Source organism: Desulfobulbaceae bacterium (assembly GCA_013792005.1).
In the GTDB taxonomy this organism is placed as follows: Bacteria; Desulfobacterota; Desulfobulbia; order Desulfobulbales; family VMSU01; genus VMSU01.
In genome coordinates, this window is the sequence record VMSU01000232.1 from 1 (window position 1) to 14,100 (window position 14,100).

General features: G+C 49.4%; 11 protein-coding genes. 4 read left to right on the forward strand and 7 right to left on the reverse strand.

Features of this window, described 5'->3' with window-relative positions; all coding sequences use genetic code 11:
- On the forward strand, window positions 1-714 hold a 714-nt coding region (locus tag FP815_15190), incomplete at its 5' end, for an amidohydrolase family protein (protein MBA3016275.1).
- 36 nt (window positions 715-750) lie between these two features.
- Here the strand turns inward: FP815_15190 and FP815_15195 are convergent.
- From FP815_15195 to FP815_15225, 7 genes are all read right to left on the reverse strand, one after another.
- The gene (locus FP815_15195) at window positions 751-1,110 is read right to left on the reverse strand and encodes a flagellar biosynthesis protein FlgC (GenBank protein ID MBA3016276.1); all 360 of its coding nucleotides are present in this window, start codon (window positions 1,108-1,110) and stop codon (window positions 751-753) included.
- Window positions 1,111-1,190: 80 nt separating this feature from the next.
- Complete coding sequence (topA, locus tag FP815_15200; GenBank protein ID MBA3016277.1) at window positions 1,191-3,458, reverse strand: type I DNA topoisomerase; 2,268 nt, start codon at window positions 3,456-3,458, stop codon at window positions 1,191-1,193.
- A 146-nt stretch (window positions 3,459-3,604) separates the two neighbouring features.
- Window positions 3,605-4,714, reverse strand: coding sequence for a DNA-protecting protein DprA (gene dprA / locus FP815_15205; protein ID MBA3016278.1), 1,110 nt, complete (start codon window positions 4,712-4,714; stop codon window positions 3,605-3,607).
- A gap of 245 nt (window positions 4,715-4,959) precedes the next feature.
- Window positions 4,960-6,273, reverse strand: a complete 1,314-nt coding sequence (gene rpoD / locus FP815_15210) for an RNA polymerase sigma factor RpoD (GenBank protein ID MBA3016279.1) — start codon at window positions 6,271-6,273, stop codon at window positions 4,960-4,962.
- 448 nt (window positions 6,274-6,721) lie between these two features.
- A complete protein-coding gene (locus tag FP815_15215; protein MBA3016280.1) occupies window positions 6,722-8,488 on the reverse strand; it encodes a DNA primase in 1,767 nt (588 codons plus the stop codon).
- Window positions 8,489-8,661: 173 nt separating this feature from the next.
- Complete coding sequence (lsrF, locus tag FP815_15220; protein MBA3016281.1) at window positions 8,662-9,537, reverse strand: 3-hydroxy-5-phosphonooxypentane-2,4-dione thiolase; 876 nt, start codon at window positions 9,535-9,537, stop codon at window positions 8,662-8,664.
- A 51-nt stretch (window positions 9,538-9,588) separates the two neighbouring features.
- A complete protein-coding gene (locus FP815_15225; GenBank protein ID MBA3016282.1) occupies window positions 9,589-10,620 on the reverse strand; it encodes a zinc-binding dehydrogenase in 1,032 nt (343 codons plus the stop codon).
- A gap of 188 nt (window positions 10,621-10,808) precedes the next feature.
- Here FP815_15225 and FP815_15230 point away from each other — a divergent pair, with 188 nt between their 5' ends.
- From FP815_15230 to FP815_15240, 3 genes are all read left to right on the forward strand, one after another.
- The gene (locus FP815_15230) at window positions 10,809-11,393 is read left to right on the forward strand and encodes a hypothetical protein (GenBank protein MBA3016283.1); all 585 of its coding nucleotides are present in this window, start codon (window positions 10,809-10,811) and stop codon (window positions 11,391-11,393) included.
- A gap of 308 nt (window positions 11,394-11,701) precedes the next feature.
- A complete protein-coding gene (locus tag FP815_15235; GenBank protein ID MBA3016284.1) occupies window positions 11,702-12,796 on the forward strand; it encodes an aminopeptidase P family protein in 1,095 nt (364 codons plus the stop codon).
- Window positions 12,797-13,299: 503 nt separating this feature from the next.
- The gene (locus tag FP815_15240; GenBank protein MBA3016285.1) at window positions 13,300-13,929 is read left to right on the forward strand and encodes a lytic transglycosylase domain-containing protein; all 630 of its coding nucleotides are present in this window, start codon (window positions 13,300-13,302) and stop codon (window positions 13,927-13,929) included.
- Window positions 13,930-14,100 lie beyond the last annotated feature (171 nt).

The window sequence follows — 14,100 nt, forward strand, 5'->3', positions numbered from 1 at the left end:
AACAATGGGGCCATGAATGAAGGCGCCATTTCAACCCGCCTTGGGCTCAGAGGTATCCCCTGCGCAGCCGAAGAGATTATGGTCTACCGAGACCTTGCCTTGGCAAAGCTTACCGGTCACCGCATCCACTTGGCCCATATCAGCACCAAAGAGTCCGTCAGCTTAATCAGGAGGGCCAAGGCTCAAGGCTGCCACGTAACCGCTGAGACAGCCCCCCATTACTTCACTCTCACCGAAGAGGCCATCGGTCTATATGACACCTTCGCCAAGATGAATCCTCCCCTTCGGACCCAAGCCGATGTCGACGCAATCATCGCCGGACTCCAAGACGGCGCCATTGATGCCATTGCCTCGGACCACGCTCCGCACAGCGAAATGGAAAAAGAAGTAGAATTTGATCAGGCCGCCAATGGCATTATCGGCTTGGAGACATCGCTACCTCTCGCCCTGCGCCTGGTCCATAAAGGAATATTATCAGTTGGACGGTTGGTTGAACTGATGTCCGTCAATCCAGCAAAAATATTAGGTGTGCCTGGAGGATCTTTGGCCAACGGAATGCCCGCCGATGTGACCATCATTGATCCAGAACGGGAATTTACCTACACCAAGGAAACGATTGTATCAAAGAGTAAAAATTCACCGTTTCTCGGCTGGCAATTCAAGGGGTCGGCCATAATAACCATCGTCGGTGGCCGAATCATGATGCGGAAATAAGAGGTAGCACTTGTTGTGTAAGAAACCCAACGCCCATCAACTTTTGATATCAAGCAAACTACCCAGCATCTCATCCTGAGCCTGAATCGACTTGATGTTTGCTTGATAGGCTCGCCGATCGATCAGCATTCGCGGTAGCTCTTCGGTCAATTCAACATTTGACTTTTCTACCAGGCTGTCATCCTTTTCGGTTGACTCATAGAGCATAGGACCCGGTGTGGCCATTTGTTCAATCTGGATCGTTACCCCTGCGGCTTGCGGGGAAGCCTCAACTAATGTCGCCCGGGACTTCTTGAAGCCATCAGTATTAACATTGGAGACATTGTTGGCTGTTACCTGGGTCTTGGTCTGAATGGCATTTAGAGCTGACAGTCCTGAATGAATTCCTGAAATCATGGCTCCCTCCTTACAATCTATTGTCTGTGCCATTATGCTAAGCACTGGCGACTGCTTCCGCAACTACCCCGCCAACCATTCTATTTCTCCTCATCCAGGCTTTTGACGTACCCACACTCCTTGTTAAGGCATTGCAACCGAGCGCCTGTCTTCTTGCTGCTCTTCTCCACCAAAAACTTCGACTCGCACTGAGGACAGGGTGTAGAAACCGGCCTATCCCACATAGCAAGGCTACATTTCGGGTATTGATCGCAGGCGTAAAAAATCTTTCCTCGCTTAGACACCTTCTTGACCAGTGAACCCTTGCACCCGTCCTCGGGGCAAGAAACCCCAGTGTTTTCAGCCTTGATATGATGACAGTCCGGATACCCTGAGCAGGCCAGAAAACGACCAAATTTCCCCTGTTTATAGACCATCGGTTTTCCACACTTTTCGCAGGCCTCACCACTCTCCTGGGCCAGGTCCCGTTCCACGGGTTTGATAATACCATCTGCACCCCGGATGAAATCTTGCGTGTTTTTACAGGCAGGATACGTTTCACACGCTAAGAATTCACCATTTTTCCCCCAGCGGATAACCATAGTCCCGTTACAAACGGAGCAAGGGATGTCAGTGGGCGTAATCGCCCGCTTGACCGATGCCATCTCTTCCTTGGCCGCAGCCAATGCCTCCTTAAAAGGCCCATAGAAATCACGGAGAATGGTCAACCACTCAACCTTACCCTCCTCAACCTGATCAAGCTGCTGTTCCATGGACGCTGTGAACTCAATATCCATGATGGTAGGAAAGTGTTTAAGAAGAAGTCCGTTGATCAGTTTACCAAGATCGGTGGGGTAAAATTTACGTTGCTCAAGCAGGGCATACTCTTTTTCCTGGATCGTTGACAGGATGGAGGCATAGGTGCTTGGACGACCGACTCCATTTTCCTCCAAGGCCTTAACGAGTGAAGCCTCTGTATAGCGAGGGGGAGGTTGAGTAAAGTGTTGGGCATCGGCAATGCCTTTACAGGTGAGTACCGCCCCCTCTTCAAGATTTGGCAAGAGCGTGTCCTTCTCTTCACCATCTCTGGCATCGTCACCAGCAGCTTCAACATAGAGAGACATGAAGCCCATGAAGCGAATGATCGACCCCACAGTTTTAAGCCGGTATTGGTCAGCAGCTATCAGGATGGAAGTTTGATCATAAATTGCAGCAGCCATCTGACTGGCAACAAACCGCTTCCAAATCAAGGTATAGAGCTTGAGCATATCACGATCCAAATAGGCCGCCATCAGCTCCGGGGTCTTACTCACGTCGGTAGGTCGAATCGCCTCATGGGCATCCTGGGCCGACTTTTTTGTCTTAAAGATATTAGGACGGGCAGGGACGTAAGGTTTCCCATACGTTTGGCCGATAAAATCCCGTAGTTCAGCCAACGCGTCATCGTTAATCCTGATAGAATCAGTACGCATATAGGTAATCAAGCCGGTAGGCCCGTCGACGCCAACCTCAATACCCTCATAGAGACGTTGCGCCTGTGACATGGTCTTTTTGGCCGAAAAACCAAGCTTTCGGTTGGCCTCAATCTGCAGCGAACTAGTAATAAAGGGGGGTGCCGAATTACGCTTCTTTTGTTTCTTTTCAACACGATCAACCACAAATCTAGCGCTTTCCAGATCAGCCTTGATCTGCTCAGCAGTGTCCTTATCTGGCACTATAGCCTTTTGACCGTTAATTTGATCAAGGCGGGCAGTAATTTCCGGCGGCAGAGCCCCCAACAAAGTCGCGTCTAAGGTCCAATACTCCTCTGGAATGAAAACGGCGATCTCCTCATCTCGTTCGCAGATCATCCGCACAGCAACAGATTGCACCCGGCCAGCGCTCAACCCCCTCCGCACCTTATCCCAGAGCAGGGGAGAGATTTGATAGCCCACCAGACGATCAAGGATACGCCTGGTCTGTTGGGCCTCGAACAGGCGATGATTGATGGATGTCGCCTCACCGATTGCGGCAAGGATGGCTTTCTTGGTCAGCTCATGGAAGAGAACGCGATATATCGGCTTCTTGGCCGATTTCAGGACCTCTGCTATGTGATGAGCAATGGCCTCACCTTCACGGTCAGGGTCAGGGGCAAGATAGACAATATCGACCTGCTGAGCTGCCTTACTCAATTCCGCGAGAATCTTGCCCTTACCCCGAATCGTCTCGTACTGTGGAGCAAAGTCATGCTCAATATCGACTCCCAAAGTCTTCACCGGGAGATCCACGACATGGCCAACCGAGGCCTTAACATCAAATTCTTTTCCTAAATATCGTTGCAGAGTCCTCGATTTGGCCGGTGACTCTACAATCACTAACGCTTTTGCCATGCTTGTTCCTTCGTAACTGCTCAGGTTATCGGTTTACGGTTATCAGTTAACGGTGAGTGATTTCTTCTAAATCTGTGAGTCTGTTAACCGTAAACCGGTAACTGATCACCGTCAAATTGGGTAGTTCCGTTCTTTTATAATCCAGTCTACGTTATCGCCCGGTACTGCTGTCCGGGCAGGGACTCTATCAAACCATTCAACTCAAGTCGCAACAGAACTTCATTGACTTTGGCAGCCGTAAGCTTTGCCTGGGCAATGATCGAATCAATATGTTTCGGGTATACTTCTAATACTGCTAAAACCTGCGCCTCATCCTGACCAATCGGCTCTGCCGGCGCCAGCTTGCTGGACGTTGCCATTTCACAGGCTGATCCTGCCGTCAGCCACCCCATCTCGTCGAGAATATCATCAATTCCACCCACCAATTTCGCCCCTTCCTGAAGCAGACGGTGAGCGCCGGCACTCTTGGTCGAGTCAACTCGCCCTGGGATAGCAAAGACCTCGCGTCCCTCTTCCAAGGCAAGACGTGCCGTAATCAAAGAGCCCGAACGTTGTGCGGCCTCCACGACCAAGACGCCTCGCCCCAAGCCGCTGATAATGCGGTTCCGCTCGGGAAAACGAAAGGCGTCAGGCTTGGTCCCCAGGCGATACTCACTGACCAAGGCCCCGCCGGTTTCAATAATCTGTTCGGCTAAGCGCCAATTACTTGCCGGATAACACACATCCAGGCCGCACCCTAACACCGCGACAGTCCTGCCGCCAACCGCCAATGTGCCAGCATGGGCAGCCGTATCAATGCCCAAGGCCAAACCACTAAAAATCACCAAGCCCTTCGCTGCAAGTTTTCCACTCAATTCACGGGCAATTTTAAGTCCGTATGAAGTCGCAGCCCTCGATCCTACCACCGCCAATCCTTCCTGCTTGAGCACCCCTGGATCTCCTTTTACATAAAGGACCATTGGGGGCTTATAAATATTAGCCAGCAGGGCAGGGTAGTCAGGTTCCCCAAAACTCAACAACGCGACCCCTAACCGATCGGCCTGTTTCAGCTCAACATCGGCCTCCTGGTAGGGCGGGTGATTGACAATGGCAGCAATGGCATCTGCTCGCAGTCCAGGGACCTGCAAGAGGTCTTTTTGACTGACCTTGAAGACAGAGGAGGCCGAGCCGAACGTTTCCACCAACCTGCGAAATCCGGTAGCGCCGAGCCCTGGAACAAGATGCAGGGTAAGCCAATCACGTCGAGTATCAGCCATAAATTTACCGCTCATTTTGACGTTTACCAGTTACCGGTTTACTACGGTTGAAAGGATCGTGGTCAATCGTGAAGGGAACCATCAACCACAAACCAACCACGTGAAGTCAACGGCTACGGGCCATGCTAAATCCCAAGAGAAACTCTACAGGGGGGATAAAACCAAAAGTGTATAGGTAGACGACGATGCGTGTCAACCATTTTCAAAAGCAAAAGTGGCACGCTCGGAAGGGGCTTGCGGAAAGATCAGTCAACGATAAAACTGGCCAATCGATTCCGCCGGGTAGGATGCTTGAGTTTTTTTATGGCCTTGGCTTCGATTTGGCGAATACGCTCACGAGTAACAGCAAAATTCCTCCCCACCTCCTCCAAGGTCAAGTCAACTGCGGTGTCAATACCGTAGCGTAACCTGAGCACCGCCTCCTCTCTAGGAGACAGTGACGAAAGGACATTATTGAGCGTATGACGCAAATTACTTCTAACCGTCGCCTCATCAGGTGAGACCATGGAGCCATCCTCGATAAAATCACCTAGAAATGAATCTTCTCCATCGCCAACGGGAGAGTCCAATGAGATTGGATCTTTAGCAATCTTGAGCATGGCTTTGATCTTATCAACTTCGATACCACTCTCATCTGCCACCTCCTCCGGGGTCGGCTCCCGCCCATGCTGACGGACAAACTCCTTATTGTGTCTGGTCAACCGGTTGATGTGATCAATCATATGCACCGGAATCCGAATTGTCCGTCCCTGATCTGCTAACGCTCGGTTAATTGCCTGCCTTATCCACCATGTAGCATAGGTGCTAAACTTGTAACCGCGCCGGTATTCAAATTTATCCGCCGCACGCATCAAACCAACATTGCCCTCTTGGATCAGGTCGAGCAGCTGTAAACCTCTGTTGGCATATTTCTTGGCAACACTAACCACCAGACGCAGATTCGCCTGAATCAATTTATTCTTAGCCTCACGGGAGAAATTTTCCCCCTGTTTGATCGCCAGCAAGGCCTGTCCAACCGCATCCTGATCAAGGCAGGATGATTCTTCCAAGTCTTTCAAGAAATTAGCTGCATGTTTTGAGGTGCCTGCAACGATAGCCTTAGACGCCATGGTCATCTGATCGGCAAGGGTCTTGATCACCCCGCCCATCTCATCGATAATCTTTTGCTGCAAACGGAATTCGTCAAACAGAGTGGCAATGGCGTGACTGCTTCGCTCCATCCGCACCATCAACTTCACTGCCGCCTCGTCCTGAAGTTCCAGCCCCATGAAATCTTCCTGCAAGGCCTGTCGTTCCCGATGATGCCGTTCTGCCTCTCCAACCCTCCACAGGAAATCATCTTTTGCCTGTCTCATGGCGGCAAGATCGCTCTCGTCCACATTCCTTAAGACATCATTGATCATCAAGGTCCCTTGTCGCAAGTCCGTAGCGATAGAAAGCATTACTGGCATTGCAGTCGGCAGCGAAAGTAGGGTACTCTGTATCTGCTTTTCACCACGCTCAATCTTGATGGCTATCTCGGTCTCTTCTGCCGTGGAAAGGAGGGGAACTGCCCCCATTTCCCGGAGATAGGTCTTAACCGGATCATGGGTGTCAGGGGAGAAATCATCGAGCGACGACTCGTCCGAAAAAGAGATCTCCAAATCGCCATCGTCCATAGTCCGGTGCCCCTTGCGACGTGAAGAAAACTCTAAAACCTCATCATCAAGATCAGAGTGATTATCGTCGTCATCAAAGGCACTAAGGAAATCATCATCTCCGTCGGTTTCTTTCACCACCGGATCATCGATATCCATAGACTCTTGCGAGTCTGAAAGTTTGGCTTTTTTCTTAGTCATAGATTCTTCGATATTACCGGTATCATCTCGCCTAAGGGTAGTTTATGAACTCGTGTGGAGTTTGATAACAAATACAAAATATGAGATAGATATACGATTTCAAACGAACTTGAAAGCAAATAATCATCTTGACACAGGAAAAAAACCGCTTGGGAGAAAGTTAGAGCCATCAACTTTCTCCGATTTGATTTTTTTCGATCAGCAACTTTAACATCAAATCCTGATCATCATGCTGCTGTGCGTCATTGATAAGAGCGGTCAATTCACGCATCCTGTATTTCCGCTTATTCGCCCTGAGCCAATGAATTTTTTCCTCAGCTTCAAGCTCCGTGTCCGGGAGAAAAGGGACTTCAATCAGTTGCCGGGACACAAAAGCCCGCTCCGCTCCTTCCAAGATATCAAGCAGACGCTCAGCACCACTTCCAGGATAATTCTGATGCGTTTCAGCCAGTAACTTAGCAATGTTAATCGCCGCAGGATGGATCAGCGCCTCAAAGAGTCCAGCCTCGATAAACGATTCGGCATACTCAGGATAGATAATCAAGAATGAGAGTAACTGTTCCTCGGCCTTGCTGAAGGCGACTGGTGACAAAACCGACGTAGTAGCCTTTTTCACCTCCGGCCCAGGGTCATGAATTGTCACTGGGCCGGTAAGAACGTTTTGTAACTGTTCCGGACTCAACCCTAGCTTTTGGCTAAAATGGGATATAAAGAGAGAGCGTTGCAGGTCCTGGTCGCTGATGGCTTTGATGATGGGTTTCAGATCCTCGATAATTCGCCCCTTGCCTGCCAGGGTCAACCCATGAGTAGCAACAAGATGGTTCACTACAAATTCCGGCAAAGAAGAGGCTTCATCTAAGGTACGTTCCAACGCCTCAGCTCCGTGGGCATTAACGAAGGTATCAGGGTCATGGCCGTCAGGAAGAATCACCACCTTGGCATCCACCTTCTCCGTAAGGAAAAGAGGCACTGCTCGCATTGCCGCCTTAATGCCCGCCTGATCCCCGTCAAAAAGTAGCACCGCCTCCTGAGCATATCCTTTGAGAGAGTGAATATGTTGCAAGGTCAAAGCAGTTCCAAGCGGTGCCACCACATCGTGAATGCCAGCAGCCACCAAGCTAATAAGATCGAAATTTCCCTCTACGATCAAAGCCCGTTTTGAACGACGGATGGCCTCTTTGTTCTGGTACAGACCAAAAAGGGTCCTCCCCTTGTTAAACACCAATGTTTCCGGCGAGTTGAGGTATTTTGCTTGCTTATCGTCACCCAGTGTCCGCCCGCCAAAGCCTAAGTACTGCCCACTTGGTCCAAGAATAGGAAAAAGAACCCGGTTACGAAAGCGATCATAAAATCCGCCACCAGACTCCTTTGCCACAACAAGCCCCGCCTCTGCCAGCGCTTCCGGCCCGGCATCATCCATTTTCTTCAGCAGAAAATCCCATGATTCCGGAGCGTAGCCAAGTTGAAAACTTTCTACGACTTCGGCAGGAATCTTGCGTTTCTTCAAATAGCGCCTGGCCGACTCGGCGCCTGGGTCAGTAAGGAGTTGGTGGTGATAAATTGCCGCTGCCCGTTCGTTAATCTCAGAGATGAGTTTTCGCTTGCTGGCAAACTCCCGCTCCCGTGGCGAAAGATCCTTTTCCGGTAAAGAGATGTGGTACTTTCCCGCCAGTTGCTTGACAGCATCCCAGAACCCTAAATTTTGGTAACGCATCACAAAAGCTAATGCGTCACCACCCACACCACACCCAAAACAGTGAAAAAAACCTCTCGCTGCATTGACCGTAAATGACGGCGTTTTTTCACCATGAAATGGACACAATCCCAGATAATTGGCTCCAGCCTTCTTAAGGGTAACAACCTCACCAACCACCTCAAGAATGTCGGCCGCCTCTTTCACGGCCAGGACTGCGTTTTCGTTATCTGCCCTCGACATAACCCCCTTCTGTAGAGGCTCTGTGATCATCCCCTGGTGAAAACAATTTCTTTATCACGCTAGCACGTTATATCTATTCAATTTTTGTAAATGGCGCCTTGGGTGTTGGGTTACGCTTCGCTAACCCAACCTACTCAACTCAACATGCGAAATTTAATGGCTCTTCTTATTTCCTATCCCTGTGCTTTTAAATCGCAGTACAGCTCATAGGCCTGAGCCGGGGGAAGATCCTCATGCACAACCTTAGCCACCGCCTGAATCATGGCTTTGGGCGCCTCAGACTGAAATATGTTACGCCCCATATCCACCCCTGCCGCTCCTTCCTGGACTGCATTATGACACATTACCAACGCCTCCAGCTCAGGAAGTTTTTTACCTCCAGCCATCACGATAGGAACTGGACAACTGGCGGTGACGGTATCAAAGCCTTTGGGGATATAATAGGTCTTGACGTAATGAGCGCCCAATTCAGCGCACATCCGGCAAGCCAAGCGGAAATATCTCGCATCACGAACCATCTCCTTACCGACAGCGGTAACAGCCAGGGTTGGAATACCATAACGCATACCCATATCTACAAGTCTCGTCATATTCAAAACCGACTGAGTCTCATGTTCACCGCCAATAAAAACCTGAACAGCAACAGCAGAGACATTGAGCCGAACAGCCTCTTCCATGTCAACAGCCAGCCCCTCATTAGAGAGATCCTTTAAAATACTCGGCCCTCCACTGGCCCTCAACACGATTCCCTTGGTATAGGATGGAGGTATCTGCGAACGCAAAATTCCTCTGGTCAGCATCAGGGTGTCGGCGTATGGGGCAATCGGCACAATATTTAAATCAATACGCTCAAGACCGGTGGTTGGCCCTTGAAAATACCCGTGATCAACCGCCAGCATGACCGTTCTCCCGGATACGGGATTAAAAATCCGGCTCAGGCGATTCTTGATTCCCCAATCCAGTGAATTGGACCCCTTAAGAAAAAACCCCTCACTCTGAGCAGGCACATCCTGAAAATACTGTTTTCCTTCCTTATCTTCTTCTGGCATCATTTCCTCCTAATCGTTAAACACTATAATAATCTGCTACACTTTCAACATTTACTCCTGAGGCCTAATAATCACCTTTATCGATTCTTTTCCCTCAGCCACCAACGCCGATCCATTTACGGTTTCAGCAAGGCCGAATCGGTGGGTGATCATCTCCTCTACTCTTATCCGCCCATTGGCGATCAGCTCCAAAGCCGCAGCGCAGTCGGCAGGTGAACCAGCATAACTCGTAGTAATAGTCAAATCCCGCCGCCAGAATAGATCGTTAACAGGAATAGACAATGTCTCGCCAGCCATAGTCGGAGCAAAGAACATAATCACTCCTCCTCTTGCCACTGCAGACATAGCTTGTTGATATGCCGCCTCAGCGCTGGCGCAAACAATCACCACATCCGCCCCTTGCCCCTTGTTATCCTGCCTGAACAATGTCGGCACGTCCTGGTCCGCTCGATAGACTGTACTGGCTCCAAAACGCTTTGCTGCATCCAGACGATACTCATTCAGATCCGTAGCAGCGATAAATCCCGCCCCCAGGACCGAGGCCAGATGCACGTGCAGTAAACCAGATATGCCACTCCCTAGAACGAGGACACTCGATCCGGCTCTCACCCTGGCCGTTTGCTGCCCCCGCAGGACACATGCCAACGGTTCAACAAAGGTTGCGGCATCATATGTCATTGAGTCTGGAATTTTCCATGTGCCCCGTTCCACATTCACAGGAGCCAGCCGCACATACTCACAAAAACCACCTGGATCAAAACGGGTGCCGGACAGCAACAAGTCACACACTGTCTCGTGCCCGCTCAAACACTGATGGCAACGAAAACAGGGAACGTGATGCGTAGCAACCACCCGCTCCCCAACCGTGAATTCAGTGATACCGTCCCCCGCTTCAACCACTTCTCCAGCGACTTCGTGGCCCAGCACCAGAGGAGTCTTACCTGCCCGATACCACTCCATTACATCACTACCGCAAATACCACTAGAGTGAATTTTCACCAATAACTCCCCCGGACCAATAGTCGGACGAGGCAACTCCTCAATCCTGATATCCCGGTTGCTATAATACATGGCGACGCGCATCTCTTTCCTCCCACACAAGAGTCCATCCAAGAAAATTTATATTGCCGAACCAGTAGCTTACAATGTATATCCTATGATTGAAGTCAACACAAGCCTAACCTTACCCTTGGCTTTCGCCCCACCCAACGAGTTCTTTTTTTCTGATTTAACAATCTTCTGGAGGATATATGGCGCATATCAAGAGCACCATGGAGATGGTTTTGGCCAGGGCAGAACGCCTCTGCGCCGAGTCCAACGTAAACCCCACTGATGACATGCTCCAGCAAGGGATGAAAGCCGGGGCTGCCATGATCCTTGGTCATCCATTCCATGCTTCTGAAATTTTCCCCACTCTCTCACCTGTTGAAGCATCACGTTTTGCCGAAGGGATGCTTCGCACATTCTTCCGCCACATTCAATTACCACGCGAAGAGGGTCAACCATGGGAAGGCGCTTTGCTTTGCCTCCAACAAATGGCCAAGGATATCGCGTTATCCTCGGCTGCCCAGACACAGGTCTCCGGATTACTCGACGAGATTCGCAGCATTCTCAGCCGCTACCTCCAGCACCGACAGCAGGTTGAAAATCAATTGGAAGAAAACTTCTCCATGCATGCCGCTCAACTTCAACAATCACTCGCCCAGCAAACAGGAATGAAAATGAAAGTCTCTCCAAGACAACACCCAAAATTTGTTGAAGAGTGGCAACGCGTCCAAGCTCAATTAAATGAACAGTATGTGAATGCTCTTAATCAGTACAAATCAACCATTACCGCACTTTTTGGTCTCTCTTGATTGAGCCTTTGTACCATGAACTTTGACAGATAGACACTTGCCATGGATATAGAAATTTTTTTAGATTGCACTGAAGTCTCCCCTGATAGGCTTCCCCTTGTCTATCAGAAATTCAATGAATGGTTTACAGAGGGAGCTGAGGTCCGCTGCAATAAATTCCCATTCAGCTCACTAATCATTTTACCCCAGCCAAATCGCTTTCTCGTCAACTTAGGTTACGCCGATACCACCACATCCTTACGTGCCCTCCATGCGAGAATTCGCTCCCTCGGCGTTAAAGTCTTTTTTCATTTTTCCTAGCGCTATCAATGATCAATAGAATTTCTCACATTCAACACACTCTTTCTCACCGCAAAATTGACGCGATCCTTATTTCACAACCTGATAATCGGCGTTACTTAAGTGGTTTTACTGCTGTCGATCACAACATTACTGAATCATCGGGGTTATTGCTCATTCCCCAACGGGGCACCCCTCACCTATTAACTGATTTCCGTTATCAGATCCAGGCAGAACGTGACACCACTGACTTTGAAATTCATCTCTACCAGCGTGGTGTTTTTTCCCTACTCAAAAAACTCCTCCCCCAACTTGGCATAACCACCCTTGCTATTGAAGCAAACTACTTTCTCCACTCTAAATATCTTACATTGGCCAAACTTGGAACACCTCTTGGTCTGCACCTTATAGCCCTAGATGATACAATAGAAAAACTGCGCCAAACCAAATCAGATGACGAATTAGCTTCTATCCAAAAATCTGTCTCCTTAAACGAGGCCGTATTTCAGCACGTGTTACCACAGATCAAGGCTGGCCAGACAGAAATCCAAGTCTCACAGATATTGGAAAATACCATGCGTCAATTTGGAGCAGAACGCCCCAGTTTTGACACCATTGTCGCCAGTGGACCCAACGGAGCACTTCCCCACGCAGTCCCTGGCCCAAGGCAACTTCGCTCAGGGGAACCCATAATAATCGATATGGGATTGGTGTTGGCAGGATACTGCTCTGACATGACCCGAACCATCGTCCTTGGCACCCCTGACACAGAGACTATTACCCTTTTTCGGCTTGTGCGCCGAGCACAGCTTGCCGCTATTGAGGGCCTAAAACCTGGTGTTTCAGCTAAAAAGATTGACCAAGCCGCTCGCTCTATTATCGCTGAGGCTGGCCACGGCCCTAATTTTGGCCATGCCCTTGGCCATGGAGTTGGCCTTGCCGTGCACGAATCACCTTCAATAAACACCCGTAACCGCAAACTGCTTCGTCCAGGAATGGTCGTTACTATTGAGCCGGGCATCTATATTAAAGGATGGGGTGGTATCCGTCTTGAGAACATGGTGGTTATTACCAACACCGGTCACAAAGTGCTCAACCAGGACACTTCTTTTCTTGATCTGTAACTTAGGGACTCGGAAAATACCAATTTACCTGGATCGCGCCCGGATCTGGGACAGATTTGGTTGCGCCGATTGAACAAAACCGCAGGCGTAACAGCGCTACGTCGAGAATTTTGTGATTGAGTCGCGACCAAAGATGGCCCAAAGCCGGGATGCGTTATGGTAAATTGGTGTTTTCCGCGTCCCTTATATCTTCCCGCAACGTAACTGCTCAGGTTTTCGGTTTACGGTTGGCAGTTGACGGCGATTGGATCCTGCCAATGGCTGAAAACACACTTACATTGAGTATCATGCGATGCTTTATGACTCATGACTCTTTTAACTGTAAACTGATTACCGTTAACCTGTGTAGTTACCCTGCAGCTTCATACTGATCGGTTAATTTCATTCTTGCTTACTAAGTTTCCTTCATGTAGAATTTAACAGGCCTTAGTAAATTCAATCACTTTATAGGATTCAATAGAGCGGGCAATTTTCCCTTCGCCTTCATAAACAGCTATACACCTATGACGCGACACCACAAATCGATAACTCCTCTTACCCTTCTGATTCTCTCAGGACTCTCACTTAGCATTCTTGCCTCACCAGCCAGGGCAGAGATTTACTCCTTCACCGATGCCAGAGGCGTTGTGCATTACAGCAATGTACGCACCGACCCTCGATACAAACCCATGCCCGGGATCCTTAGTTTCAGTCGACCACGCCCGCGCCCAACCACTGTATCAAAACGCTCATATGTTAACTATAACATCCACTCTTTCGATACCCACATTCACGATGCTGGCAGTCGCTACAACATTGACCCAATGTTAATCAAAGCTGTAATTCATCAAGAATCAAATTTTAACCCTAACGCCATGTCCCATAAAGGCGCTCTTGGCCTAATGCAACTCATGCCGGGCACGGCCCGCGACATGGATGTATCAGACGTCTTTGACCCACGTGATAATATTTTTGGAGGTACTCGCTACCTTAAACGGCTCTACTCTCAATGCAATGGGGATCTACAACTCACCTTGGCTTCCTACAATGCCGGTCCGGAGCGTGTAATCCCGAACAACGCCATCCCCGCTATTCCCGAAACACAAGCCTACGTCCGCTCTGTCATTGCCCGTTACAATTCCTACCGGCGCTAAGCCACAACATACAAAAATTGTAATCCGTTAATTTCACACCTAACCCACCACCCAAACTAATACCAACACCAGCAACTCAAAGTAACTGTAATTTGCACTTGACATACATCGCACAGCCATCTATAATCACTCATTATTTCAACACGCCGGAGTGGTGAAACTGGTAGACGC